Origin of the sequence: Pseudomonas sp. Pc102 (assembly GCF_018408275.1) — a bacterium.
Classification (GTDB): domain Bacteria; phylum Pseudomonadota; class Gammaproteobacteria; order Pseudomonadales; family Pseudomonadaceae; genus Metapseudomonas; species Metapseudomonas tohonis.
Map to the genome: position 1 here is coordinate 2,204,360 of NZ_AP021905.1, position 25,508 is coordinate 2,229,867.

The 25,508-nt window shown below is 64.0% G+C and carries 25 protein-coding genes; 14 read left to right on the forward strand and 11 right to left on the reverse strand.

All coding sequences use genetic code 11. The features are described 5' to 3' along the window. Window positions 1-184: 184 nt before the first annotated feature. Window positions 185-988, reverse strand: a complete 804-nt coding sequence (locus tag PHLH3_RS10230; protein WP_213629101.1) for a LexA family transcriptional regulator — start codon at window positions 986-988, stop codon at window positions 185-187. A 105-nt stretch (window positions 989-1,093) separates the two neighbouring features. Here PHLH3_RS10230 and PHLH3_RS10235 point away from each other — a divergent pair, with 105 nt between their 5' ends. From PHLH3_RS10235 to PHLH3_RS10245, 3 genes are all read left to right on the forward strand, one after another. Next, on the forward strand, window positions 1,094-1,945 hold the full coding sequence (locus PHLH3_RS10235; protein ID WP_213629102.1) for a helix-turn-helix transcriptional regulator: 852 nt from the start codon (window positions 1,094-1,096) through the stop codon (window positions 1,943-1,945). A gap of 197 nt (window positions 1,946-2,142) precedes the next feature. Continuing rightward, window positions 2,143-3,447 (forward strand): MFS transporter, encoded by a 1,305-nt coding sequence (locus tag PHLH3_RS10240; RefSeq protein ID WP_173179392.1) that lies wholly within the window; start codon window positions 2,143-2,145, stop codon window positions 3,445-3,447. Window positions 3,448-3,459: 12 nt separating this feature from the next. Next, window positions 3,460-4,236: a substrate-binding domain-containing protein gene (locus tag PHLH3_RS10245; RefSeq protein WP_213629103.1), complete on the forward strand. Its 777-nt coding sequence runs from the start codon at window positions 3,460-3,462 to the stop codon at window positions 4,234-4,236. Here PHLH3_RS10245 and PHLH3_RS10250 read toward each other — a convergent pair. Then, window positions 4,222-5,130, reverse strand: coding sequence for a LysR family transcriptional regulator (locus PHLH3_RS10250; protein WP_173179396.1), 909 nt, complete (start codon window positions 5,128-5,130; stop codon window positions 4,222-4,224). The two genes, PHLH3_RS10245 and PHLH3_RS10250, sit on opposite strands and share 15 nt — an antisense overlap. Window positions 5,131-5,439: 309 nt before the next feature. Here PHLH3_RS10250 and PHLH3_RS10255 point away from each other — a divergent pair, with 309 nt between their 5' ends. The 8 genes from PHLH3_RS10255 (at window position 5,440) to PHLH3_RS10290 (ending at window position 13,052) form a co-directional block, all read left to right on the forward strand. Beyond that, a complete protein-coding gene (locus PHLH3_RS10255) occupies window positions 5,440-5,925 on the forward strand; it encodes a DUF2165 family protein (protein ID WP_213629104.1) in 486 nt (161 codons plus the stop codon). Window positions 5,926-5,929: 4 nt separating this feature from the next. Further along, window positions 5,930-6,646 carry an SDR family oxidoreductase gene (locus PHLH3_RS10260; RefSeq protein ID WP_213629105.1) on the forward strand — a complete coding sequence of 239 codons (717 nt, stop codon included), beginning with the start codon at window positions 5,930-5,932 and terminating at the stop codon, window positions 6,644-6,646. A 116-nt stretch (window positions 6,647-6,762) separates the two neighbouring features. Next, window positions 6,763-6,933 carry a YhfG family protein gene (locus PHLH3_RS10265; protein WP_111262206.1) on the forward strand — a complete coding sequence of 57 codons (171 nt, stop codon included), beginning with the start codon at window positions 6,763-6,765 and terminating at the stop codon, window positions 6,931-6,933. After that, window positions 6,933-7,529 carry a putative adenosine monophosphate-protein transferase Fic gene (locus tag PHLH3_RS10270; protein WP_213629106.1) on the forward strand — a complete coding sequence of 199 codons (597 nt, stop codon included), beginning with the start codon at window positions 6,933-6,935 and terminating at the stop codon, window positions 7,527-7,529. Before PHLH3_RS10265 ends, PHLH3_RS10270 begins: the two co-directional genes overlap by 1 nt. Before the next feature lie 204 nt (window positions 7,530-7,733). Further along, window positions 7,734-9,065, forward strand: coding sequence for an MFS transporter (locus PHLH3_RS10275; protein WP_213629107.1), 1,332 nt, complete (start codon window positions 7,734-7,736; stop codon window positions 9,063-9,065). A gap of 209 nt (window positions 9,066-9,274) precedes the next feature. Next, window positions 9,275-10,747 carry an aldehyde dehydrogenase family protein gene (locus PHLH3_RS10280; RefSeq protein ID WP_213629108.1) on the forward strand — a complete coding sequence of 491 codons (1,473 nt, stop codon included), beginning with the start codon at window positions 9,275-9,277 and terminating at the stop codon, window positions 10,745-10,747. 65 nt (window positions 10,748-10,812) lie between these two features. Continuing rightward, window positions 10,813-12,201 (forward strand): amino acid permease, encoded by a 1,389-nt coding sequence (locus PHLH3_RS10285; RefSeq protein WP_213629109.1) that lies wholly within the window; start codon window positions 10,813-10,815, stop codon window positions 12,199-12,201. A gap of 23 nt (window positions 12,202-12,224) precedes the next feature. Then, window positions 12,225-13,052, forward strand: a complete 828-nt coding sequence (locus PHLH3_RS10290; protein WP_213629110.1) for a phytanoyl-CoA dioxygenase family protein — start codon at window positions 12,225-12,227, stop codon at window positions 13,050-13,052. 144 nt (window positions 13,053-13,196) lie between these two features. On the opposite strand, the gene PHLH3_RS10295 is transcribed toward PHLH3_RS10290, so the two are convergent. After that, window positions 13,197-14,153, reverse strand: coding sequence for a nitronate monooxygenase family protein (locus PHLH3_RS10295; RefSeq protein ID WP_213629111.1), 957 nt, complete (start codon window positions 14,151-14,153; stop codon window positions 13,197-13,199). Between the two features lie 450 nt (window positions 14,154-14,603). Between PHLH3_RS10295 and PHLH3_RS10300 the strand changes: the two genes are divergently transcribed. Both PHLH3_RS10300 and PHLH3_RS10305 read left to right on the forward strand, forming a co-directional pair. Next, complete coding sequence (locus PHLH3_RS10300; RefSeq protein WP_213629112.1) at window positions 14,604-16,013, forward strand: alkaline phosphatase D family protein; 1,410 nt, start codon at window positions 14,604-14,606, stop codon at window positions 16,011-16,013. A gap of 74 nt (window positions 16,014-16,087) precedes the next feature. Beyond that, window positions 16,088-16,456: a hypothetical protein gene (locus tag PHLH3_RS10305; protein ID WP_213629113.1), complete on the forward strand. Its 369-nt coding sequence runs from the start codon at window positions 16,088-16,090 to the stop codon at window positions 16,454-16,456. 167 nt (window positions 16,457-16,623) lie between these two features. On the opposite strand, the gene PHLH3_RS10310 is transcribed toward PHLH3_RS10305, so the two are convergent. From PHLH3_RS10310 to hxsD, 5 genes are read right to left on the reverse strand one after another with little or no spacing between them, the layout of a single operon-like run. Continuing rightward, window positions 16,624-17,088: a hypothetical protein gene (locus PHLH3_RS10310; RefSeq protein ID WP_213629114.1), complete on the reverse strand. Its 465-nt coding sequence runs from the start codon at window positions 17,086-17,088 to the stop codon at window positions 16,624-16,626. Between the two features lie 27 nt (window positions 17,089-17,115). Next, window positions 17,116-17,730, reverse strand: a complete 615-nt coding sequence (gene hxsA, locus PHLH3_RS10315; RefSeq protein WP_213629115.1) for a His-Xaa-Ser repeat protein HxsA — start codon at window positions 17,728-17,730, stop codon at window positions 17,116-17,118. Further along, window positions 17,727-18,956: a His-Xaa-Ser system radical SAM maturase HxsC gene (gene hxsC / locus PHLH3_RS10320; protein ID WP_213629116.1), complete on the reverse strand. Its 1,230-nt coding sequence runs from the start codon at window positions 18,954-18,956 to the stop codon at window positions 17,727-17,729. Before hxsC ends, hxsA begins: the two co-directional genes overlap by 4 nt. Window positions 18,957-18,958: 2 nt before the next feature. Further along, window positions 18,959-20,449, reverse strand: coding sequence for a His-Xaa-Ser system radical SAM maturase HxsB (gene hxsB / locus PHLH3_RS10325; RefSeq protein ID WP_213629117.1), 1,491 nt, complete (start codon window positions 20,447-20,449; stop codon window positions 18,959-18,961). Then, window positions 20,449-20,733: a His-Xaa-Ser system protein HxsD gene (hxsD, locus tag PHLH3_RS10330; protein WP_244863008.1), complete on the reverse strand. Its 285-nt coding sequence runs from the start codon at window positions 20,731-20,733 to the stop codon at window positions 20,449-20,451. Before hxsD ends, hxsB begins: the two co-directional genes overlap by 1 nt. A 292-nt stretch (window positions 20,734-21,025) precedes the next feature. Between hxsD and PHLH3_RS10335 the strand changes: the two genes are divergently transcribed. Further along, the gene (locus PHLH3_RS10335) at window positions 21,026-21,361 is read left to right on the forward strand and encodes a type II toxin-antitoxin system HicB family antitoxin (protein ID WP_213629119.1); all 336 of its coding nucleotides are present in this window, start codon (window positions 21,026-21,028) and stop codon (window positions 21,359-21,361) included. Window positions 21,362-21,433: 72 nt separating this feature from the next. On the opposite strand, the gene PHLH3_RS10340 is transcribed toward PHLH3_RS10335, so the two are convergent. From PHLH3_RS10340 to PHLH3_RS10350, 3 genes are all read right to left on the reverse strand, one after another. Then, window positions 21,434-23,806, reverse strand: coding sequence for a TonB-dependent siderophore receptor (locus tag PHLH3_RS10340; RefSeq protein WP_213629120.1), 2,373 nt, complete (start codon window positions 23,804-23,806; stop codon window positions 21,434-21,436). Between the two features lie 100 nt (window positions 23,807-23,906). Further along, a complete protein-coding gene (locus tag PHLH3_RS10345) occupies window positions 23,907-24,869 on the reverse strand; it encodes a FecR family protein (protein ID WP_213629121.1) in 963 nt (320 codons plus the stop codon). A 54-nt stretch (window positions 24,870-24,923) separates the two neighbouring features. Then, window positions 24,924-25,400: a sigma-70 family RNA polymerase sigma factor gene (locus tag PHLH3_RS10350; RefSeq protein WP_213629122.1), complete on the reverse strand. Its 477-nt coding sequence runs from the start codon at window positions 25,398-25,400 to the stop codon at window positions 24,924-24,926. Window positions 25,401-25,508: the final 108 nt, after the last annotated feature.

A 25,508-nucleotide genomic window follows, 5' to 3' on the forward strand; every position in this document is an offset into this window, starting at 1 on the left:
ACGCGATGCGCTGGCTTGCGCCGTGGTCGTATGGCTATTCCACTTCGACCAGAACCGCTCGCGTAACCTGGCTCTGCATTATCTGAACAATAAGACCGGATATTCGTCCGGCCAATGGGCTGGCCTGATTAGTGTGATCTGCGATGTGCAGTCTGAGCAAACTAAGGCACCAGGCCTTAGAGGATCAGAGCTTCTTGATCGAAACTCCCACCAACACCCGCCCACGCACTTCCACATCCGCCATCGGCACCGTGCGCGGCTTGTGGCTCGGGTTGTCCGCAATCAGTTCGAGCTGCCCTTGTCCCGCCAATTGCAGGCGGCGGATGAACAGGTGGCCGGCCCAGTTGATCAGGTAGATGCCATCCCCGTTGAACGCGCTCACGCCGCAGTCGACGATGACGGCGTCGCGGTCGTTGAGGGTGTCGGCCATGCTGTTATCCCAGAGGATGACAATGGCCAGTTGCTCCGCACTCGAATACGCCGCAGCTTTTTCCTGCAGGAAGGCTTCATTGAGCGTCAGGCTGCTAATGGTTTCGCTGTAATCAGCCGGCCTCGGAGCGCTGGAGGGCGATTGATTGAAGTTGTAGTGAGAGACTGAAATCTCTTTGCGATCGCCACTAGTTGGGTGAGTGGTGGCCCCTTTCAACTCTTCCAGCACGACTTGAATCGCATCTGCCGTGATGGGCTCTTCGAGTTTGCTGAATCTGGCCTGCGCAGTGGTTAACCAGGATTGGATATCCACTGAAGCGGTGTCTTTGCGTGGCGGGGCGCCGGTGCCGGTAAGCAGCCAGTCGATGGTGGTGTCGTACTTCCTGGCAATGGCGATGAGGTTGTCATTGCGCAGGTTCTCGGTATTGCCGCTGTACCACCTACGCACCGCTTCGTAGCTGACTCCACATGCATCGGCAATATCCCTCTTTATCCGCCGTACATCGATATCCGGCTTCCGTGCCTGCACGAGTAGATCTAAGCGGTCAGTAATTTTCATGCGGCGCAATCTACAAGAGCGCACAGCAAGCAAGATTGTGTTTATTTCACAACTATGCTTGTATTTCGAGGTGCATGTTTTCTAAATGAGAGGGAGCTCAATTTTATGAACGCGAGTCTCGCTGAATGGACCCACGACATCACCACCATCCTCACCCAACCCCCGGGCCTACCCCAGCTGCAGGCTTTGACCGACTGGCTGAATCGCACCGCCCCGGTCGATCACTTCGCGCTGTTCCTCTTCGAAGGCAGCGATGCGCCCTTGCCGCTGTTCCACACCTTGCCCGCCGAGCTGCAGGCCACCTTCATCGACGACTACCGGGGCGGCGCGTACCTGTTCGATCCGTTCTTCCTCGCCTGCACCTTCGAGCGGCCGGATGGCCTCTACAGCATGCGCACGCTGGCGCCGGGGAGCTTTCGGGACAACCACTACTTCCAGCTCTACTACCACCGCCTGGAATTGAGCGAGGAGCTGGGCTTCTTCACCACGCCGGCGCCGGGTAGCCGCGCGGTGTTGTCGTTGATGCGCGGGCAGGGCGGGGCGGCGTTCAGCGAGGAGGAGCTGGAGCTCCTGGGCATCGCGGCGCCGGTGGTGCAGGAGGTGGTGCGCCTGGCCTGTGAGGCGCGGGGCCAGCCGCCGGTGGATGCGCTGCAGCCCAGCGACCATGTGCGCGAGGTGTTCAGCCTGTTTGCGCGGGAGCTGCTGACGCCGCGCGAGTGCAAGGTGGTGCAGCTGCTGTTGCAGGGCTATTCCAGCAGCGAGATCGCCCAGCAGCTGCGCATCACCCGGGGTACGGTGAAGGTCCACCGGCGCAACCTCTACGACAAGCTGGAGATCGGCACCCAGGCGGAGCTGTTCGGGCTGTTCGTGCGCGAGCTGATGGGCGCGCGGATGTTCAGCCGGCCGCAGCGACGCAGCCGCGCTCAGTCGCGCTCTGCTGTCAGCCGGGGCCAATGAGCACCTTCCTTGCGCGCCATAGAGCGCTGCATCCATGTATCTGTCCGCCTGCCTTGGCGGGCCCGATCCAGGCACATTGATAAATTCCATGCATCAATGGATGCAAACAAAGCACTTATCGTTTCAAAGTGTGTCAATCAGAATCCGGCGGCAGAAAGCGCTAATAAGCCCAAACAAGACCGCTGGAGAAACACCTCATGCATGCCTCCCCCAAGCCAGGCTCGTCTGCCGCCCGTTCCAAGGCGGGCGCCGTATTCCGAGTCACGTCCGGCAACTTTCTCGAACAGTTCGACTTCTTCCTCTTCGGCTTCTACGCCACGCAGATAGCGGCCGTCTTCTTCCCTGCCTCGAGTGAGTTCGCCTCGCTGATGATGACGTTCGCCGTGTTCGGCGCCGGCTTCCTGATGCGCCCGCTGGGGGCCGTGATCCTGGGCGCCTACATCGATGATGTCGGCCGCCGTAAGGGGTTGATCGTCACGCTTTCCATCATGGCCAGCGGTACGCTGCTGATCGTTCTCGTGCCGGGGTATTCGAGCATCGGCCTGTGGGCTCCGCTGCTCGTGCTCGTGGGGCGGCTGCTCCAGGGCTTCTCGGCGGGCGCCGAGCTGGGCGGTGTGTCGGTCTACCTGGCGGAGATGGCCACGCCGGGGCGCAAGGGCTTCTACACCAGCTGGCAGTCCGCCAGCCAGCAGGCGGCCATCGTCGTAGCCGCCGCGCTGGGGTACGGCCTCAACCAACTGATGGCGCCGTCGATGGTCGCCGACTGGGGCTGGAGGATTCCGTTCGCCATCGGCTGCATCATCATCCCCTTCATCTTCTTCCTCCGTCGCAGCCTCCAGGAAACCGAGGAGTTCACCCGCCGCACCCAGCGCCCGACGATGAAGCAGGTCTTCGCCACCCTGGCCGCGAACTGGAGCATCGTCCTGGGCGGCATGCTGATGGTGGCTATGACCACGACCGCGTTCTACCTCATCACCGTGTATGCGCCCACATTCGGCAAGACGGTGCTGAATCTCAGCACCACCGACGCCTTGCTCGTCACCCTGCTGGTCGGCCTCTCGAACTTCTTCTGGCTCCCCATCGGCGGGCACCTGAGCGATCGCTTCGGGCGCAAGCCCATCCTCATCGCCATGACCACGCTGGCCATCTTCACGGCCTACCCGGCGCTGTCGTTCCTCGCCCAGGCGCCGAGTTTCGAGCACATGCTGGAGGTCCTGCTGTGGCTGTCGTTCATCTATGGCCTGTACAACGGCGCGATGATCCCGGCCCTCACCGAAATCATGCCGGTGGAGGTCCGTGTCGCCGGCTTCTCGCTGGCCTACAGCCTGGCCACCGCCGTGTTTGGCGGCTTCACCCCCGCGATTTCCACCTGGCTCATCCACCTGAGCGGCGACAAGGGCGCGCCGGGCTACTGGGTGACCTTCGCCGCGCTCTGCGCCCTCTGCTCCACCCTCGTGCTCTACCGCCGGAGCGCCTCGCGCGCGCCCGTCCCCGCTTGCTGAGGATTGATTTCGATGAAGGTATTTTCAAAACGTCTCGTCGCGCTCGCCTTCGGCCTGTGCGCGATCCATGCAACCGCACGCGCGGAAGAACTGAACGTCATGACCTCGGGCGGCTTCACCGCGGCCTTCAAGTTGCTGAGCCCGCAGTACGCGCAGAGCAGCGGCGACACGGTGAACACCATTCTCGGCCCCTCCATGGGCAATGCTCATGAGGCCATCCCCAATCGCCTGGCGCGAGGGGAGCACGCCGACGTGGTGATCATGGTCGGGTATGCACTGGATGAGCTCATCAAGCAGGGCAAGGTGGACCCGGCCTCCAGGGTCGAGCTGGCGGATTCGCGCATCGGCATGGTCGTGAAGCAGGGCGCCCCCAAGCCGTCGATCGATACCGAGGAAGCGCTGAAGCGCACGCTGCTGAACGCCCGGTCACTCGCCTATTCCGATAGCGCCAGCGGGGTCTACATCAAGAACGAGTTGTTCAGGAAGCTCGGCGTCCAGCAGCAGGTCGGCCCGAAGGCAAACATGATCGAACGGATTCCGGTTGCCTCCACCGTCGCCTCGGGTGAATACGAGATGGGCTTCCAGCAAGTCGCCGAACTCCTGCCCGTGCCGGGCGTCACCTTCGTCGGCAAGATCCCGGAGTCGTTGCAGTCCGTAACCCGCTACTCCGCCGGTATTCCCCGCAATGCCGAGCACCCGGAGAGGGCGAAGGCGTTGCTGGCCTACCTGTCCTCGTCGGCGGCACAACCCGTCGTTCGTTCCACCGGCCTGGATTCAATCCCCCGCTAGCCTGGCCGGCATGCTCCGGACCAGCCGTTCCAGCTCGAGCGCAGCGGGCGTCAGCGTACGCCCGCGCCGCTTGATCAGGCCCACGTTGCGCAGCACCTGCGGCTCTTCCAGCGGTACGGCCTTGAGAATCGGGTGAGGGGTACGCGGCATGGCGATCGAGGGGACGGCCGCCACGCCCAACCCGGCCTCCACCAGGCCTATCGCCGTGGTGACGTGCCGGGTCTCGCAGATGCTGTCCTTCGCGGGGTGCAGGCGCTTCAGCGCCTGGCTCATGATGAGGCGGTTCCCGGATGTCTTGTCCAGGGCGATGTAGTCGTGCTCATACATCTCCGACCAGGTCACCGAGGCCCGGTCCGCCAGGGGATGGTCACGCCGGCAGGCCATCACATAGCGCTCTTCGAGCAGCAGGTCGAACGTCACTTCCGGGCTCAAGTGCCCACTGAAGCTGACGCCGAAATCCGCCTCGCCACTGGCCACGGCGCCGTTCACTTCATGGGCGCTCGCATCCACGACCGTGATCCTGATGCGTGGATACAACCGATGAAACTCGCTGATCGCCTGCGGCATGAAGTAATAGGCCGCCGAAGGCACGCATGCGACCGTGACGCGCTCCGTCCTGCTGGAGGCGATATCGCTGATGCTCATCAACGCGTTGTCCAGCTCGTCGAGCACCCGCTCCACTTCGGGAACGAAGGCGCGCCCGATCGCCGTCAGGCTCACCCGGCGGGTCGTCCGCTCGAACAGCTTCACGTTGAGGGCGGATTCGAGTTTCTCGATGCGACGGCTCAGTGCCGGCTGGGTGATCTTCACCGCCTCGGCCGCCTTGCGAAAACTGCCGTTCTCCACCACGGCCCGAAACGCCTGGAGGTCGTTCAAATCGAAGTTGATGCTCATCCGAGTCACCGTATTGATAACGGGAGTGCATCAATACCATGTTTGGAAATGTCCGGGTCGATGGGTTTCGCTTCGGTTCCCCACCAGGGCTGTGCAGGTAGGGAAGGGCGCTTCGGCCAGGTGGCTCGCGGATTCCGGCGCAGTGATCGGCGGGCTCCCCGGCTGTATCGCTCGTCGGCCTCGGCCAGGTCCACTTTCCCTACTTGCCTGCTATTGACCTCAACTTAACTTGAGGTTCTATCGTCCTGCCCGTTCTTGCCCGCCACCCAGAGCGTGGCAAGCGTCTTTTGCAACCAACAAGGACCCTGAATGAACACCCAGACTTCATTGATGATCTTCCAGGCCACGTGCTTCCTCGGGTTTGCGCTGTGGCTCGGCATTGCCCTGGTCAACAACCTGCACGGTTTCGCCAGCTCGGTGGGGGCGGTGGGGGCGACGCTGTCGATGGCGCCCTTGCGCCAGCCGCCCGTGGTCGACATCCCCTTGCTCAGCCGGGCACTGGTTTCGCCGACGCTGCATCGCCTGGCGCTGGGGGTGATCGTGGTGCTGCAGGCGGTGGCCGTTCTCGCCGTGTGGGCGGGTTGCTACCTCCTGCTGTTCGGCGGTGGGCTGGAGGCCGCTCGACCCTGGTTGAACCTGGCGCTGAGCGTGGCCCTGGCCTCGCTCTTCGCCATGCTGCTGGGCGGGCTCTGGTTCGCCTACTGGATACGCCAGGAGGGCCTGCAACTGACGCACCTGGTGCTGGTGATCTGGGTGTTGCTGAACTTCCTCGTGCTCAATCTGCGCTGGAGCTGACCTTGTGAAGATGATGGTGATAGGCGCCAGCCGGGGCCTGGGTCGTGCGTTGGTGGAGGGGCTGGGCAAGCCGGGGGACCGGATCGTGGGCGTGTCGCGCAGCCGGCCGGATCGGCTGGCGGTCGCCGCAGGCGTCGACATCCAGTGGATCGAAGCCGACCTGGCCGAGCCGAAGGTGGCCGTGGCGCATATCGAGGCCCAGGCACCGGCGGAGCTCGATGTGCTCATCTGCAACATCGGCATCTGGGAGCCGCAGGCCTTCAGCGAGGGGTACGACTTCCTGAACGACAGCGATGAGACGCTCGCCAGGTTGGTGGAGGTGAACATCACCGCCACGCTGTTGTTGCTCAAGCGCCTGGTGCCGCGGCTGCTCGGCTCTGCCAGGCCGCAGCTGATCCTCACCGGCTCCACCTCCGCCCTGCATCGCAGCGGGCGGCCCGAGGTGGCGTTCGGTGCCTCCAAGTCCGCGCTGAACGGGATGGCCGATGCATTGCGCGAGGGCTTCCGCGAGCAGCGGCTGGCGGTGACGGTGCTGCAACTGGGCTACCTGAATACCGATGACGGCCTCGCCACTCCGCTGGATGAGGCGGCGGCACGAGGGGAGGGGCAACTGATCCCGGTGCACGACGTGGTCACCCTGGTCGACGCATCGTTGCGCCTGTCGACGGCGTCCTTCGTGCGCGAGCTGGTGCTGCCGGCGATGGCGGACGAGCGCTTCTGAGGCGGATCAGGGGAAGAGGGTAGAGGGCTTGCCATGAGAGCGGACGCCGCCAACGGGTGCGGAGAAGCGTGGGGCGATCCGCTATGATCGGGCGGTTGCTGACAGGAGGTTCACCGATGCCAACGCCGTCCCTGCAAGCCAAGAGGGCTTATTACGCCAAGGCGCGCCGGTCCAACTACGCGGCCAGCCTGCGCCTGGAAGGGTTCGAGACCACGCCAGCCGATGGCGAGCGAAAGCTGCCCTCACGTGAGTCCGTACTGAGTGCCTACCGCTCCAGGCAAGACTGATGGTCGACAAGTACGGTACGGGCCAGGACCCGTACTGCTACCCCGCCACCCGGGTCCTGCGCAATCGCCTGGGTCTGACCAGCGACGTGGCTCTGAACCGAGCCGAACGCTCCCTCTCCGAGATCGCTGCCAGCGAAATCGAATTCGCACTCCCCCCCTATGACCTGGCAGCACTTCAGCGAATCCATCGGCAACTGTTTGCGGATGTTTATGACTGGGCTGGCGAGCTCAGAACGTTGGATATCTCCAAAGGCGATACTCACTTCTGCGTCCAGCAGCGCATAGAACCTGAAGCCGGCAAGATCTTCGCGGCCCTGGAGAAGGCCTCCTGGCTGGAGGGGTTGCCCCGTGACGACCTGGTGATTGCGGCGGCTGAGTACTTTGGCGACCTGAACGTGATCCACCCCTTTCGTGATGGCGACGGTCGTGCCCAGCGCATTCTCTTCGAACACCTCATCGTCAATGCGGGCTATGAAATCAGCTGGTGGTCGGCAGAGGCGGACGAGTGGCTGCGGGCCAACATCGAGGCTGTGTTCTGTGACTACCGGGGCCTTGAGCGAATCTTCGAGCGCTGCATTGGCGGGCCCATCGCTTAGCGTGCGGCGGGTCTGTCGTGTGCGGACTTCCGCCTCCGCTCTGGCAGGTGCCCCTTCCGTGTGTGTCCGTGTTTCCAACGCCACCCGCATCGCGCCTTACATCCCCGCCATCGCCTCTCTACCGCCCACGCCATAGCCCCCGTTCTCCCTGCATTGCTAGCGTCGCTTTCGCCCATTCGGGGCTCGCTTCAGGGAGAAGCCTTCATGCCGAAAATCGTGCGTATAGCGGACATCATCGACGACAGCCCGCTCTCCTGGTTGCAGGTGCGGGTACTGGTCCTGTGTTTTCTCATCGTGTTGCTGGATGGCTTCGACACGGCCGTGATCGGCTACGTCGCGCCGGAGCTGATCCTCGAGTGGGGGCTTGAGCGCAGCGAGCTGGCGCCGGCCTTCGGCGCAGGGCTGTTCGGCATGTTGCTGGGGGCGGTGTGCTGCGGGCCGCTGGCCGATCGCTTCGGGCGCAAGCGCGTGTTGCTCGCCGGCATCCTGGTGTTCGCCCTGGGCACGCTGGCGGCGGCGTTCTCCACCTGGCTGGGGCAACTGGTGGTGTTGCGCTTCGTCACCGGCATCGGCCTGGGCGGCGTGCTGCCCAACTGCATCACCCTGTCATCGGAGTATTCCCCACGGCGCCGGCGGATGCTGCTGGCCACCCTGAGCTATTCGGGGTTCATCCTCGGCCTGGCCCTGGGTGGCAGCGTGGCGGCCTGGTTGATGCCGGCGCTGGGCTGGGAGGGGATGCTCGCCCTCGGCGGCCTGGCGCCGCTGGTCCTGGTGCCGGTGCTGATGCGCTGGCTGCCGGAGTCGCTGTACTTCCTGGTGGGCCACAAGCGCCAGCGCAAGGCGCTGTTGCGCCTGGTCACCGCCATTGGCGGCAGGGACAGCTGGCGCGGCGCGATCCTGGTGGGCGACCTGCCCGAGCAGCCGCGCTCGCCGGTGTCCGTCCTGTTCCAGCGGGAACGGGTGCTGCGCACGCTGATGCTGTGGCTGACCTTCTTCTGCGGGCTCTTCGTGTTCTACCTGCTGACCAACTGGCTGCCCACCATCCTCCGTTCCAGCGGCTACGGAGCGAGCGAGTCGGCGCATATCGCCTCGATGATTCCCATGGGCGGGGTGCTCGGCAGCCTCGCCATGGCGCTGGTGCTGGACCGCGTCGGGCCGCGCTGGGTGCTGCCGTTGCAGGCGGCGTTCTCGGCGCTGGCCCTGGGGATGATTGGCGCGCAGCTGGGCAGCGCCAGGGAGCTGATGCTGATGGTGTTCATCGCGGGCTTCGGCCTCAGCGGGCTGCTGGCCAACCTGAGCATCGTCGCCGCCACGCTGTACCCGGTGGATGCCCGGGCCACGGGCGTGAGCTGGGCGCTCTCGGCGGGGCGCGCCGGGTCCATCGTCGGCTCCATGCTGGGCGCCTGGCTGTTCGCCCAGGCAGGCAGCCTGCCGGGTTTCTTCCTCTGGCTCGCGGTGCCGGTGCTGGTGGCCAGCCTGGCGCTGGCGGTGCTGGGCTATCGCCGCCGCGCCTTGCTGAACGTGGCTCCGGAATGACGCTTCCCGACCGGCCGGCGCGCGCTCTTTTGCGTCGGCCGCCTTTCTACCCGGCTCGCCAGCGGTCCACCTCGGCCGAGCACTCCTCTGGCGAGGCCGGAGGGGAGTGGGCGGTGCTGAATGTCGCCGCCACCGCGCGTCGCCGGGGGCCTGCCCCGGGCGACGCCCACAGCCAGGGCCCACGCAGGCCCATGAGTGAAGGAACCACCATGAACGAGGCAACGCTCTACATCGATGGCTGCTGGGTCCGCCCGAGCCGTCCCAACCGCTTGAGCAGCATCAACCCCGCCACTGAAATGACCCTGCAGGAGGTGTCGGCGGCCGGCATCGAGGAGGTGGACCTGGCGGTGCAGGCCGCGCGCCGTGCCTTCGAGGGGGAATGGGGCCACACCCGGGGTGCCGTGCGTGCACGCTTCCTGGAGGCCATGGCCGATGACCTCGAACGCCGTGCCGAGGAGCTGGCCCTGCTGGAGGTACTCGACAACGGCAAGCCGCTGCCCGAGGCCCGGCAGGATGTCGCCGAGGCCATCGCCTGCTTCCGCTACTACGCCGGGCTGGCCTGCGAACTGGACGAGCGCCAGGAGCAGCCCCTGGCGCTGGACGACCCACGCTTCAGCTGCCGCATCCGCCACGAGCCGGTGGGCGTGGCCGCGCTGATCGTGCCCTGGAACTTCCCCCTGCTCATGGCCGCCCGCAAGGTGGCACCGGCCCTGGCGGCGGGCGCCACCTGCGTGCTCAAACCCTCGGAGCTGACCCCGCTGACCGCCTTGCAACTGGGCCACGCCGCCCATGCGGTGGGCCTGCCGCCGGGCGTGCTGAACATCGTGCCCGGCCGTGGCCACGAGACGGGGCAGGCCCTGGCGCAGCACCCGGAGGTGGACAAGCTGGCCTTCTCCGGGAGGCTGATCACCGGCGCCAGGCTGGTGGCCGATACCGCTGCCGACTTCAACAACCCGACCCTGGAGCTGGGCGGCAAATCCTCCCTCATCGTCTTCGACGACGCCGATCTCGATGCCGCCGTGGAGTGGGCCCTGTACGGCATCTTCCGCAACCAGGGCCAGGCCGGCAGCGCCACCTCTCGGCTGCTGGTGCAGCAGGGCATCGCCGAACGCTTGCTGGAGCGGTTGGTGGAGGCCGTGCGCGATATCTGCATTGGCCCCGGCACCGAGCCGGGCGTGCAGATGGGGCCGCTGGTCAGCGCGGCCCGCTACAGCCAGGTGATGGAGGTCATCGCCCAGGGCCGGCAGGACGCGCGCCTGCTCATCGGCGGCCGCCGCCCGCCGGGCTTGCACATCGGCTACTTCATCGAGCCCACGATCTTCGACGAGCCCCACACCGGCAGCCCCCTCTGGCGCCACGAAATCCTCGGGCCGGTGCTGAGCGTGAAGCGCTTCGGCACCGAGGAGCAGGCCGTGGCGATGGCCAACGACAGCCTCTACGGCTTCGCCGCCGCCGTGATGAGCACCGACCTGGACCGCGCCCGCCGCGTCGCCGGGCAACTGCGGGTCGGCGTGGCCTGGATCAACTGCTCGCAACCGGCCCTCGTCCAGGCCCCCTGGGGCGGCACCCGCCTCAGCGGCCTCGGCCGCGAGCTGGGCCCCTGGGGGCTCGACAACTACCTGGAGGTGAAGCAGGTGACCGAATACATCAGCGAGGAGCCCTGGGGGTGGTACGGGCGCTAGGGCGGGGCCGGCAACGGGGGGCATGCAGGCCTGCGCTACACGAACAACAAGAAAGGGGTAACGCAATGCAGAACTCGACAATGCGCCGTGGGCTCAATGCCCGGCATATCCGCTTCATGGCCCTCGGCTCCGCCATCGGCACGGGGCTGTTCTACGGTTCGGCGGCGGCCATCCAGCGCGCCGGCCCCTCGGTGCTGCTGGCGTACCTGATCGCCGGCGCGGCGGTGTACCTGATGATGCGCGCCCTGGGCGAGATGGCCGTGCGCACGCCGGTGGCCGGCTCGTTCGGCCACTATGCCAACCGCTACCTGGGGCGCTTCGCCGGCTTTCTCACCGGCTGGACCTACGTCTTCTCGATGCTGATGGTGTGCCTCGCCGACGTCACCGCCTTCGGCATCTACATGGGCCTGTGGTTTCCCGATACGCCACGCTGGGTCTGGGTGCTGGGCATCGTTTTCGTCATCGCCGCGATCAACCTGTGCAACGTGCGGGTGTTCGGCGAGCTGGAGTTCTGGCTCTCGCTGCTCAAGGTCGTGGCCATCGTCGCGATGATCCTCGCCGGGTTCACGGTGCTGGTGTTCGGCATCCGCCTGGGCGATGCGGGCGGGGTGGCCTCCTTCGCCAACCTCTGGGCCCATGGCGGCTTCTTCCCCAATGGGCTGGAGGGCATGGTGGCGTCCTTCACCATCGTCATCTTCGCCTTCGGCGGCATCGAGGTGATCGGCCTCACCGCCGGTGAAGCGCAGGACCCGCAACGCATGATCCCCAAGGCCATCAACTCGGTGCCGCTGCGCATCCTGCTGTTCTACGTGCTGACCCTGCTGGTGCTGATGGCCATCTACCCCTGGCCGAAGATCGGCAGCCAGGGCAGCCCCTTCGTGCAGATATTCAGCGGGCTGGGCATCGACGCCGCCGCCACCCTCCTCAACCTGGTGGTGATCTCGGCGGCCATCTCCGCCATCAACAGCGACATCTTCTGCACCGGCCGCATGCTCTACGGCATGGCCGGCAATGGCCAGGCGCCGGCGTCCTTCGCCCGGCTCTCGCCTGCCGGCGTGCCCTGGATGACGGTCCTGGTGATGACCCTCGCGCTGCTCGTCGGCGTGCTGCTCAACTACCTGCTGCCCAACGAGCTGTTCCTGCTGTTCGCCTCCCTGGTGACCTTCGCCGTGGTCTGGGTGTGGCTGATGATCCTCCTATCCCAGGTCGCCATGCGCCGTCGGCTCGACGCGGAGGAGGTCGCCGCGCTGCGCTTCCCGGTGCCGTTCTGGCCCTGGGGGCAGTACCTGGCGATCGCCTTCATGCTGTTCGTCTTCGCCGTGATGGCGAGCTTCCCCGACACCCGCACCGCGCTCTATATCGGCGGCCTCTGGCTCATGCTCCTCGGCATCGCCTACCTGATGAAGGGGCCTGGCGACGAGCCGGCCGACGCTGCATCGACCCTTCGTCCCTGATCACGCACGCAAAGGAAACCGCCATGACCCGGCACCGCTACGAATTCGAGCTACCCCATTCGCTGATCGAAGACTTCCACCGCGACGGCGCCATCTGCGTGCGCCAACTCTTCAAGGCCCAGGAGGTGGCGCTGCTCAGGCAGGGCATCGAGCGCAACCTCGCCAACCCCAGCGAGCGTGCCAAGGTCGCCAGCCGTCCTGACGACCCGGGCTGGTTCTTCGAGGACTTCTGCAACTGGCGGGAATTCGACGAATACCGCCGCTTCATCTTCGAGAGCCGCGTCGGCTCGGTCGCCTCGCAGCTCATGGGCGGCGGCACCGCGCGTCTCTACCACGACCACCTGCTGGTCAAGGAACCCAACACCCGCCAGCGCACGCCCTGGCACCAGGACCAGCCCTACTACAACGTCGAGGGCCGGCAGAACTGCAGCATGTGGATGCCCGTCGACCCGGTGGCGCGCGCCTCCACGCTGGAGTTCGTCGCCGGCTCCCACCTCGGCCCCTGGCTCATGCCGCGCACCTTCCTCGATAACCAGGCCCGCTGGTTTCCCGAAGGCTCCCTGGCCGACCTGCCGGATATCGAAGCCGACCGCTCCCGCTGGAACATCCTCGGCTGGGAGCTGGAGCCGGGCGACGCGGTGTTCTTCCACATGCTCACCCTCCACGGCTCCGGCGGCGTGGGCGGCAACCGCCGACGCCGCGCCTTCTCCCTGCGCTTTCTCGGTGAAGACATGCTCCACGCCCCCAGGCCCTGGAACACCTCCCCGGAGTTCCCAGGGCTGGCGGACGAACTGGCAGCCGGCGCACCGATGGAGCACCGCCTGTTCCCGGTGCTCTGGCCGAGGGTTTGAGGGGGAGAGATGTAGGTTGGGCCGAGGCACGAGGCCCAACGTGCGGGGTTGAGCCTTGTACCGGAGCTTCGGTGGGCACATGGCCCGTGCTTCAGCGCGTGGATTGCCCCGGACTGAAGTCCGGGCTACGGAAACGGACTGTGATCAGGCCGACAACAGCCGCGCCCTGGCCTCGGCATATTCGCGCTTGAGCTGGGCGATGTACTCCGCCGCCTTCTGCACCTTGTCGATCGGGGCGATGCCCTGGCCACAGCCCCAGATGTCCTTCCAGGCCTTGGCCTCGCTGCTGCCGAAATTCATCTTGCTCGGGTCGCTTTCGGCGAGGTTGTCCGGGTCCAGCCCGGCCGCGAGGATCGAGGGCTTGAGGTAGTTGCCGTGTACGCCGGTGAAGAGGTTGCTGTAGACGATGTCATCGGACGAGCACTCGACGATGGCGCGCTTGTAGCCCTCGGTGGCGTTGGCTTCCTCGCAGGCGATGAAGGCCGAGCCGATGTAGGCGAAGTCGGCGCCCATCGCCTGGGCCGCGAGGATGGCACCGCCGGTGGCGATGGCGCCGGAGAGGGCCAGCGGGCCGTCGAACCATTGGCGGATCTCCTGGATCAGCGCGAACGGGCTCTTCACCCCGGCATGGCCGCCGGCACCGGTGGCGACCGCGATCAGGCCATCCGCGCCTTTCTCCACCGCCTTGCGGGCGAAGGCGTTGTTGATCACGTCATGCAGCACCACGCCGCCATAGGAATGCGCGGCGGCGTAGATGTCCTCGCGGGCCCCCAGCGAGGTGATGACGATCGGCACCTTGTACTTAACGCAAAGCTCCATGTCGTGCTCCAGGCGGTCGTTGCTCCTGTGCACGATCTGGTTGATCGAGAAGGGCGCCGCCGGGTTGTCGGGGTTCGCGCGGTTGTAGGCGTCCAGCGTCTCGGTGATCTCCGCCAGCCAGTCCTCCAGCAGCGAGGCGGGGCGCGCGTTGAGTGCCGGCATCGAGCCGACCACGCCGGCCTTGCACTGTTCGATCACGAGTTTCGGGTTGCTGATGATGAACAGCGGCGAGCCGATGACGGGGAAGGGCAAGCGATCCAGCGGGGCGGGGAGCCGGGACATGTGTATTCCTACCAGTCTTTGAATGAGAAGAGTTTGCAGACTGTCGTTCCGCTTCCCTTCCGGTCAAGCACCGGTTCGCGGGTTCGGCATGAAGGCCCCCGGGGTTGGCGGGAGTGCAATGCCCGCCCGCGCCATCACCCGCGAACACGGCGGCGAACTGCACCTGCACAACCGCCCCGAAGGCGGCCTGCGCGCGCGGGTGGAGTTGCCGTGGGGCTGATGGGCGCAGAAGGCCGCTCTTGTAGGTTGGGCTGAGGCACGAAGCCCAACGAGCCAGGCCGAGCCTTGCCCCGTTGGGCCTCGCTACGCTCGGCGCCAACCTACGGCGCTTAAAGCTCATATTGCTCCCACCATTCGCTCTGCTGGCAATGTGCCAATAAGCGACTATTCCTATATCCAGTGCATCAACTGGCACACAGTGGTGATGGAATACTTCACAGGGAGCGTGCAATGAAACTGAATTGGCCAAGCGTTGGACCTATTGTCGGAGCGACCGGCCCCGACGAGACACGTGTCTTCATTAGGGCTGGGAAAGAGGTGCTCGGACAGGATCAGCGGCGCTGTTTTGGGGCTTTGCGTTGGCGCCAGGCAGGGAGCGCCACCTGGTCCTTGCCCATCTTCAACAAGCTCTCTCCTATCTTCGACTTCAGTTGCGTATTCGTGATTCAGGGGCTCGCCCCTGAGACCTTGTACGAGTACCAGGTCGGTTGGTTCTTTGCCGAGGCTGAGTTGGAAGGCGTCCAGGCCCTTGCCGGCGATCTGCAATGGCCGGCTCCAGAACCGGATTTCACACTGAGCTTCACGACGGGTCCATCGGGGGATACAGCCCCGCGCCGCTACATCGTGGGTTCCTGCCGCTATGTACTGCGGCTATTCGGTGGCAACTTCTTTGATGATCGGGGCGACAAAGCCTTCCGTTCTGTTCTGGAGCAGATCGCCGGTGGCCAATCCGTCGATGCATTGTTGATGATCGGCGATCAGATCTACGCGGACGACCTCAAGGGGCTGGCACCGGACCAGACCCTGGATCAATTCCTTGAGCGTTATCGAGCTGTTTTCGCGCAGGAATACATACGCAAGCTCATGGCGAGAGTACCGACCTACATGATCCTCGATGACCACGAAATCGAGGACAACTGGCCGGTTGACGCCACGAGCAGTGACCGGACTTCGAAGTACATCTGGGCAATGCATGCCTACCAGATTTACCAGTGCAGCCACAGTCCACTTTTTCCTAGCCATGGCGAGCGTATCGAGGGGACGCTCTCGCATTTCTGGTACAGCTTCCGGGACGGCTGCGCCGACTGGTTTGTCATGGATGCTCGGACCGAGCGGGTACTCGAGGCGGGCGCTCGAAGAATGGTCAACGACAGGCAAATGAGCGCGCTGCTCAAATGGCTGGATGATGGCTCTGGGAACGTCAAGTTCATTGTGACCTCGGTGCCGATGTTCCCCGATATGAAGAGCGACAAGAACGACAAGTGGGATGCATTCCCTGAACAACGCCAGCAGATCCTCGACTTCATTCACAGCAAGCGGATCAGGAAAGTGGTCTTCGTTTCCGGTGATGTGCACTGTTCGTTCACCAGTGAACTGCGCCTGGTAGGAGACGACGACTTCCTCGTGCACCAGATCGTTTCCTCCTCGTTCTTCTGGCCTCTGCCGCATATGCGCCAATCAAGCTTCGGTTTTGGTGAGGTACTGAAGGGCAAGGGGAACCACCGCTACGTCGGCGCTCTTACTTCGGAGATGCACTCCAAAGACAACTTCGCGCGTATCGAAGTCGACCAGACGTCTGTCGTGGTGTCGTTCTATGAACGCAAGGGCGACGCGCTTGGAAGCACCACACTGGTTTTCTAATCGCCAGACTTAAAAAGGGTCGAGCCAGCCTTTCGGTACACGCAGTTTGTGCTTTTCAACAGCGAGGATTCTTCATGGACGAGCAGATCACCCAGGCATCGGATGTGTTGGCTTCTAGCCCGACGGCGACTGGTACCGCCCGATCCATAACTTCCCAGTCCACCGAGTTGTATGACTTGATGAGGGTCGTTGTAACTGATGCAAGTTTGTCGACCGAGGAGAAGAAGATACTCATCGACGAACTGCGCAAGAGCACCCCGGCCAGTGACCGCTGGACCTTCCGGTGGGCCATCTGGATTCTCGGGGTAGCGGTATTGCTGACCATCCTGGCCCTTTGGAGCCTCAGCTTTGTCAAAATGGATATTCCGGATGGGCTTGTGGCCATTGGGTCAGCTGCGGCTGGTGGGCTGGCAGGCTTACTAACTCCCAGCCGACGTGAGTGATTCAAAGGTGTGCGGTTGCTATGGAGTAGGCGATGACCAGTGCTTGGTTCGTTCTGTAAGGTAACAGCGGATTCACCTGCATTGAGATTCGACTCATTCCTGAAGCCAACCCCCACCGTTGGGCCTCGCTGCACTCGGCGCCAACCTACGCTGAGTCGGGCATGCCGCTAGATCTTGCCAAGAATCGCCTGCAACCCCTTCTGGTCCGCCTCGCTCACCGTGCCTTCCAGCCCGCAGCTGCTGAACTCCACCTTCCCGCCGGTGGCGAGGGTCTTGAACAGGCCGAGGTCCACTGTCATCACCACCTTCTCGCTGGAGGTTTCGTCGTCGACCTGCAGCTCGCCGTAGCCTTCGTTGGCGACGGTGCCATCGACCTTCCAGGTGATTTCCCCGCACGGCTCCATGACGGGCGTGCGGGTGCGGTGGACGATCGCAAGCGTGGCGAAGCTGGCCTTGCCGTCTTTCGGCACGAGTACGGTGGCGTTGAGCCCGGCGGGGCCTTCGAGTTGGGTGTCGCTGGTCCAGTTCAGCACCGTGCTGCGCAAGGACTTTTCGAACTGCTCGGTGAGCGTGCCGGCGAAGGTGGTAGTGGCTGCCAGGGTGAGGAGCAGAACGGAGATGGGGCGCAGCATGGGGTGATCGTCCTTGGTTAAGTGGAGTTAGCGAATCGCGACACCTAGGGCGTTGAGTGTTGGCGTATCCATGCGTCCGTTGATTTCCAGGCCCGAGTCCATCTGGAAGGCCATCAGTGCACCTCGAGTACTTTTCCCGAGCACACCATCGATGGCGCCGCTGTAGTACTGCTTGACCATGAGTGCCATCTGCACGCGGACGATCATCTGCGAAAGGTCGTCTGCTGCGGGGCGTGTTCTAGGGGCCGTAGTTGTTTGCGATGTGGTTGGGCTGGAAAGGCTTGAGCTATAGCCTGAGCTGGAGCTGCCGTTGTAGCTTGGACTGCTGTATGTCGTGCTTGGTGTCGGTGACGAATACGTACGCGGTGAGCTGTAGCTGCTCGATCCGCTGTAGTGCGAGCTATGGGAGCTGTGTGAACTGTGGGAGCGATGAGAGCTGTGTGAACGGTGGGCCGCGTAGAGGTTCTCGGCGTTCTCGGCGTTCAAGGTGTTCTTGAATACAGGGGGTTCGTGGTTGGTGTTGTATGAAAGATCGTCGAAGGTCAGCCCGTGTTGCCCTGCCTGTACGACGGGTGCGCCGACTGCGGGAAGTAGCGCCATGGTTTGGCCGATAAGCAGTTTCCAGCGATCAAGTAGTTTCACGACATGCTCCTTGTGTAGTGGCTCAGTTCATCCCGACTCAGCGGGTGGATGCCTCGGCTTTGCCAGCGCTGCGAGTGCGACTTGAAGAAGCCCGCACAGTGCGTGGTCGCTGAACAGCCATCGCATTCTTCGATGAACAGATTTTTCCAGTCAGAGATGCTTCGCCGATAGAAGGGCATTAGCGATGGCTTCAGCACGCAAAGTGGGAGGTTGTAGAGCGAAACATTCATGCCTCGCACTTCAAGGAAGTGGCAGGCGCTGCTCAGTGTGTCCTGATAGTCCAGCGGATCGATCCACAGTGCCTGGTGGTTCTTCTTGGCTAACCCAGTATTCTCGATGCCCATCAGCGCGACATGTTCGACGAAGGGCATATTCCTGAAAATGAAGTGAGCCAACTGCGGGAGCCGTGGAGTGGTCAGTTGATTGAGGACCACGCGGATTTCTATGCGTTGGCCCGCGCGGCCGAGGTTGTAGATGCCGCGCATGGTTTCACTGAATGCTCCTTTGGCCTGGACCAGATGGTCATGGTCGTCCGCCGTATCGCCATAGAGCGGGATTCCCCAAGTAAGCGCCGGGTGGTCGATGTGTTTCAACTCAGCGATCCAGGTCGGATCACCGAGCAATCGACCATTGCTCAGTACATGAAGTGGCTTGTCCGGGACGACCCGCTTGGCTTTTTCGATAATCGCCAAGAGCCCGTCCTTGTAAAGCGTGGGTTCCCCGCCGCTGATACCCAGTTGCTCCTCACACGGATCGATGAGGTCTAGCAGGCGCAGGTTTTCTTCTACATGCCACCGGTCATCGACTTCTTTCGGTGGTTGCGAGCACATCAGGCACAAGCTGTTGCAGCGATCAGTCATGAACAGCAGGTTGCTGTTGGCGCCGCGACGGTACAGGACTCTTACCATCCGGGAGTTTGGGGACAGCGCGATGACATCTCCTGGGCGCACTACATCCGCATCCATTGGGTTGGACAGCAGCACAGTGCCTTCGTCGACGGCAGGCAGTTCACCCTTTGCGATCAGCAGCCCGCCCAATGGAAGGGATGAGAGCAACTGCTCGTCCAGAATGTCTGCATCTTCTACATGGAGGAGCAGATCATCGAGCGAGGCATCTCCGGCACAGCTGCTGGTGCCGGACTTGATCAGCTCATCCAGGGTGATGACCTTGAGCAACCTGGGAGCATGGAGGTTCCGTATCTCGAATTGCGTGTCCAGGCGCAGCATGCTCAGCTCCTGTATCCCGATGCCGGAAGGTCGTTCAGCGACCGTCTCGCCATCCACGACAACAAGACGCGTTGCGTACTTTCATCTCCATCACGTAGCAATCTGAAAAGATGGGTGAGCAAGGCTGTGTTCTTCTCACAGAACGAGCTGAACCGACGATGTCCGATGGGGTCGCCCTGGCGCGCGTAATGTTCGATGGGGTCTGCTCCGCAGTAGGGCACCAGCGCGCAGTCCGTGCAGCCTGGCAGGGCCTCGGCAACGCCTGTAGAAAGAAGAAGCTCCAGTACAGGGGAGCGGAGCAGGGTAGGCAGGGAGTCTTTTACGCTGCCTAGACGCAAACCGTTTTCCCCCATCTCCAGCAGCATTCTGGCTTCGTCCGAAGGGTAGACATCGCCGTCGTAGTTGTAGACGAGTGCGCCGACACCAGCGCCTGCGGGCGAGCGTAGGTCGACGTAACCAGAGGTGAATGGCGTCAGGATGTTGGTCAGCAGCAGCGAGCCATAGCCCTCGGACAGGTAAGTGCCCTGTTGGTTGATTTCGATCAGGTAACCCAGTGCTTCCTTGTAGAACTCGATGTATCGATGCATCGGATAGTCGAGCCGTTCACTGGACTTCCTGGCGAATCCATAGGGGCTCAAAGGCCTGAGCGAAATGCTGTTGAAACCCCGCTCCACATATTCGTCGACGATCTCCCGAGGATGCTGGAGGCTTCTACTGGTCAGCGTCGTCAGCGCGGAAACTGCATCGTGGCCCAAGGCTGAACGCACCCACTCGATGCCCTTCAGGGTTCGCTCGTGAGAATCTCGGGTCGGTGTGGGTCGGTTGGCGTTGTGCAGAAAGGCGGGCCCGTCCAGGGATGTCGAGAACTGGATGCGGTGTTTTTGGGCGAACTCTATGACGGTGTCATCGAGATGGTGAAGGGTGCTGGTGATGACGAACTGGATATCGCGTTGCTCTCGCTCATTTCGTTCGCTCACCTCCTCAACTACCTGGCGGATTCGGTCGAACGCCAAAAGAGGCTCTCCTCCCTGGAATTCGACCGTGAGTACGGGAGAGGGCGACTCGAATAATCTATTCACAGCATCGTGGGCGTGCTCGGCACTCATGTCATGCCCCGCGCCTGCCAGCGGTGCGCGTGAGACCTGGCAGTACTGGCAGGTATGGTTGCAGCGCAGAGTTACGACGAACAGATGCAGGGCGGGACCGCCGAACAGAAACGACTTGCGACTGCGGTACTGGGCGGCCATTTCCGGGAGAGGGTCGTGAATGCCTGGCTCGTGAATGAAGTGGCGGGCCAGTAGGTCCTTATAAAGCGGGGCATCCGGGGGTAATTGCCGATGGATGAGTGCTGGCAACTGGCTTTCCGGGATGAACAGGTACTCGCCTGTGTCTGAGGTAATCAGTACATCGTTCCGTGGGGCTTCCTCCATCCGCATGAAGCGGAAGGGAAGGAGCCGATAGCGGCTGTCGGTGGCAATCAGGGCCGTTGGCATCAACGTGCACCGCTCTCTTGTAGCGCCACTCTCGCCAGCAGTTCATGGAAGCCTCGTGTTTCTTGCCGAATGACTTCTCGCAACGTGAAGTCGTTAAGCGTCCTTAATAGCAGGGTATGGGCTTCTTCCTGGCTAACAGGCGAGCATGTAGAGGAGGGCGAGATGCTCAGGAGCAGGGTTTGTTCCTGACGGCTGATCAGAATCGTCAGCGTGTCCGCCAGGGCGTAGGCAGAGCGTTGGACGACGGAAAGCGGGTAGACACTTTCGTCCAGATCAAGGGACAAACACCAAGTCATTGGGATTCCATTCCAGACAAGCAAAAGTCGAACTGTACGAATATTGCCTCAGCTTGAAGGCAAATTGCCACTGTCTATGTAGGGCTATTTCCTTGTCCCGGATAAGACTTTCGACTAAAGCAAGGAACCTCTTTTCAGGTCTAAAGGCGCGTGGCTCCCTCTCGATATCATGCTAGGGCGCCTCGATTGGCGCAGACCATCGTCCTCATCCAGGGAAAGAGGCCAGGAGATATCTGGTGGAAGAAGCTCGTGAGTTTTTCTTGCGGGCGGGGGTAGAGGCATGAACAGCATGAGCTACAAGGGCTACACGGCCCATATCGAGTTCGATGATCGCGATGATCTCTTCGCGGGGCGGTTGCTGGGGATTCGCGACATCGTCAGTTTCCACGCCGATTCCGTGGCGCAGCTGCGTGCGGAGTTCCAGCTGGCGGTCGACAATTACCTGGCCGACTGTGCCGAGCGTGGCGTGAGCCCGGAGAAGCCTGCATCCAGCAAGGTGATGCCGCGTATTCGCCCCGAGGTGCATGCTGCCGCGACCATCGCCGCACAGCTGGCCGGCAAGAGTCTCAATCAATGGGCCGATGAGGTCTTCGAGCAGGCGGCCCTCACCAAGTAGCGATGGGTCCGCAGATGAACAGAGCCCGCTTGTGCGGGCTCTGTCGTTTCGGGCGATCGATTGGCCGGGCGCTTACCAGCGGTAGGCGACGCCGGCCGTGACCTGGCGTTCAGCACCGTAGAAGGCGGCGTAGGTGTAGGTGAGGTAGTCCTCGTCGGTGAGGTTGGTGACGTTGAGGGTGAGGTCCCAGGGGCCCATGGCGTAGCCGAGCATGGCGTCCACCAGGGTGTAGGAGGGCGCGACGATGCTGGTGTCGAACAGGCCGGGGACCTCGTCCACGTAGCGCACGCCGGCACCGGCGCGCAGTTCGCCCGGCCCGACCTGGCCGAAGCGGTAGTCGCCCCACACGGAGAACATGTTGCGCGGCATGCCGCCGCTCTTCTGGCCGGCTGCGCTGCTGGTGGTCTGCTGGGTCACTTCGGCCTTGGTATAGGCGTAGGAGGCGGTGATGCTGGCGTTGGCGCCGATGTCGGCCTTGGCCTCCAGTTCCAGGCCACGTGAGCGCACCTCGCCGGTCTGCACCTGGAAGCCGTTGTTCACGGGGTCCGTGGCCAGCACGTTGCTGCGGGTCAACTGGTAGATCGCGGCGGAGTAGAGGGCGTTGCTGCCGGGCGGCTGGTAGCGGATACCGGCTTCGTATTGCTCGCCTTCGGTGGGGTCGAACTTGGTGCCGGCGTGGGAGGTGCCGATCTGGGGTTCGAAGGATTCGCTGTAGCTGACGAAGGGCGCCAGGCCGTTGTCGGCGAGGTAGACCAGGCCCACGCGCTTGGTGAAGGCGTCGCTGTCCTGGCGTGAGCGGTCGTTGCCGTACAGCGCGTCTTCCTTCTGTTTGGCCCAGTCCTGGCGGCCGCCGAGCAACAGCACCCACTTCTCGTCGAACTTGATCTGGTCCTGCAGGTACACGCCGCTCTGGCGGGTACGGTTCCTGGAGCTGTACGGCGCTGGGCCGAGGGGGGTGAAGATGCCGCCGTAGACCGGGTTGAAGACATTCAGCGGGGTCAGGTCATAGTCGTAGCGGTCGGTCGTCAGGTGGCGATCGCCGTAGTCGACGCCCGCCAATACGGTCTGCTCGAGGCGTTCGTGATGGAAGCGCGCTTCCAGCTGGGTGTCGACGACGAAGTTGCGTGAGTCGTCGACGCGGTCCTGGGCGCCACGCGCGACGGTGGTCATCTGCGGGTCGATGAAGCGGTCGAGCCACACCGACGGCATGTCGTTCTCGGATTCGAAGTAGCGCAGGTTCTGGCGCACCTTGAGGTCGTCGTTGAAGGCGTGCTCGAAGCGGTAGCCGATATCCCAGGCGGTGATCACCGATTTGTCGTATCCCGGCTCGCCGGTGAAGGTGTGGCGGGAGATATGGCCGTTGGGGTTGGGCCGCACGGTGCCTTCTGCGGGCAGGCCGTAGACGTAGGCGGTGCGGCTCTTCTGGTAGGTGGCGAGCAGGGTCAGGCTGGTGGCGTCGTCCGGTTGCCAGGTGAGGGACGGGGCGATGTAGGTGCGGTCGTCCGGCACGTGGTGGGTGGTGGTGTCGCTTTTGCGCTCCAGGGCGGTGAAGCGGTAGCTGAGGGTGTCGGTCAGGGCGCCGGCGTGGTCGGTGGCCAACTGGTGGCGGTCGTTGCTGCCGGTTTCGGCCTTGATCTCGTGCAGCTCCTCGCGGGTCGGCAGCTTGCTCACCACGTTGATGATGCCGCCCGGCGCGGCCTGGCCGAACAGTACCGAGGAGGCGCCGCGCAGCACTTCCACGCGCTCCATGCCGTAGGGCTCCTGGGTGCCGTCGTAGATGTTGCTCATGTAGCGCATGCCGTCGCGGAAGGTGCTGCCGCTGATCTGGAAGCCGCGCAGGACGAAGGTGTCGGTGAGGCGGTCATCGGCCTCGGTGGCGATCACCCCGGCGGTGTAGCCAAGGGCGTCGCGCAGGCTCTGGGCGTGGATGTCGCTGATCTGGTCGCGGGTGACCACGGAGATGGATTGCGGCGTTTCGAGGATCGGTGTGTCGGTCTTGGTAGCGGTGCCGGCGGCCGTGGCCACGTAGCCGCTCACCGGGCCCAGGGCGGACTGCTGGCCGCTGGCGTTGATGTCGATCTGCGACAGGTCGAGGGTGCCGTCGCCGCTCGGGCGTTCCAGGGTGATGCTGCCCGCGCCGTGGCGGAAGTTCAGCCCGCTGCCCAGGAGGAGCATGCCCATGGCCTGGTCGGCGGTGTAGCGGCCGCGCAGCGCCGGCGCTTGCCCGGTGAGTGGCTCTTCGGTGGTGCGCAGCACGGCGATGCCGGTGGTGGCGGTGAACTCACCGAGGGCGTCGAGCAGCGGCTGGCTGGCGATATCGAACTGGAATTGCGGCTGGCGTTGCTCGCTGGCGGCTTGGGCGCTGTGGGCCTGAAAGGGCGCGGCAATGGTGGCGAGCAGGGCGCTGGCGAGCAGCGTTCGGGCCAGGCGGTGTCGGTTGGTCATGCAGTGGTTCTCCCCCGTAAAACGGCAAATGCGAATTATTCACTGCCGATACAACGGGCGAGACCGGGACACCCCTCAAGGATTTTTCAATTTTTTTGCATCAGCGATGCAACACCACCGCCAACCCCGGGATCTGCGTGGTCTTCAGGCCCAGTTCGGTGCTCAGGGCGCTGAGTACAGCGTGGGGGTCGCTGGCGCGGAAGGTGCCGGAAATACGCTGGTTGCGCAGGCCTTCATCGAGCAGCACGACGGGCGGATGGCCGAGGTGCTGGAGGCTGTCGAGCACCTCGCCTAGGCTGGCGCGATCGAAGATCAGCAGCCCGCGTTGCCAGGCCAGGGCGCGGTCGCTGTTGACCGTTTCCGGGCCGTGCAGGTCGGTGCCGTCGAGGCTGGCCTGTTGGTTGGGGGCCAGGGTGATGAGCGAGTCGGCGGCGGGGCCGCGCACTTCGACCCGGCCACGGCTGACCGTGACCCGCTCGGCCTGGCCGGCGGCGTCGACGGCGAAGGCGGTGCCGAGCACCCGGGTGCGCAGCCCCGGGCTTTCCACCACGAAGGGGCGGTTGGCGTCGTGGCTGACGTCGAACCAGGCGCGGCCGCGCAGCAGGGTGACGCGGCGCTCGCCCGGGCTGAAGTGCAGGTCCAGGGCGCTGTCGGCATCCAGCAGCACGTGGCTGCCGTCGGCCAGGGTCAGTTGCTGTTGGGTGCCGGGGGCGCTGGCGTAATCGGCCGCGTAGCGTTGCAGCAGGCCGGGGTCGCGCCAGAACAGCGTGCCCACCGCCAGGCCGAGCACGCAGGCGGCGGCGAGTGCCGGCCAGTGCTGGCGCCTCACCGGGCGACGGCGGTGCCAGCCATCGCCGGCGAGTTGCCGGGCGGGCTCGCCGAGTTTTTGCCAGAGCCGCTCCACCGCCTGGAAGGCTTCGGCGTTGGCCGGTTCGCTGTCCAGCCAGTGGCGGAAGTCCATGCGTTCGCTCGCCGACAACTGCGGGTTCTGCAGGCGCACGTACCAGCGGGTCGCCGTGTCCTGGCGATCCTGCCGTGCTTGCTGTTCGGGCGAGGTCTTCACTCTGCTTGCGTTCCACGAATCGAGGGGGCTGTCAGTACAAGGTGCGACACCGGGTCAGCCCTCCGTGCGCTGGCAATGCTGGAGGACGCGGATGATGTCCTTCTCCACCGTGCTCAGGGAGACCCCGAGCCGCTCGGCGATGCTCGCATAGGAAAGGCCATCGACGCGACTGAGCAGGAACACTTGCTGGCAGCGACGGGGCAGCCCTTGCAGGCGGCGCAGCAGGTGTTCGAATTCCTGGTGCGCTTCGGCTTGCTGCTGCAGGTCGATGGTGTCGTCTTCGTCGCCCTGTTCCCGGGCATGGCGGCTGCGCACCTGGCGTGCCCGCAAGTGGTCCAGGGCGAGGTTCTGCGCGGTGCGGAACAGCAGGCTGCGGTCGCCATCGCCGAGCTCCCGGTCCCAGAGCCGCAGGAAGGTGTCCTGGGCGAGGTCCTCCGCCGTGCTGCGGTCACCGACGATGCGTCGGATCAGCTGCAGCAGCCGGTTCTGCTCGCGCAGGTAGAGGGCCAGGAAGGGCGACGACTTGCTCATGGGCGGGCAGGCGACGGTTCGGTGGATGAAGGGAGTGCGAGATTAATGCGTATGCAATCACTTCTCAATTACATCTTTGCGCACCCCTACCGCCTCGCCGGCCCAGCG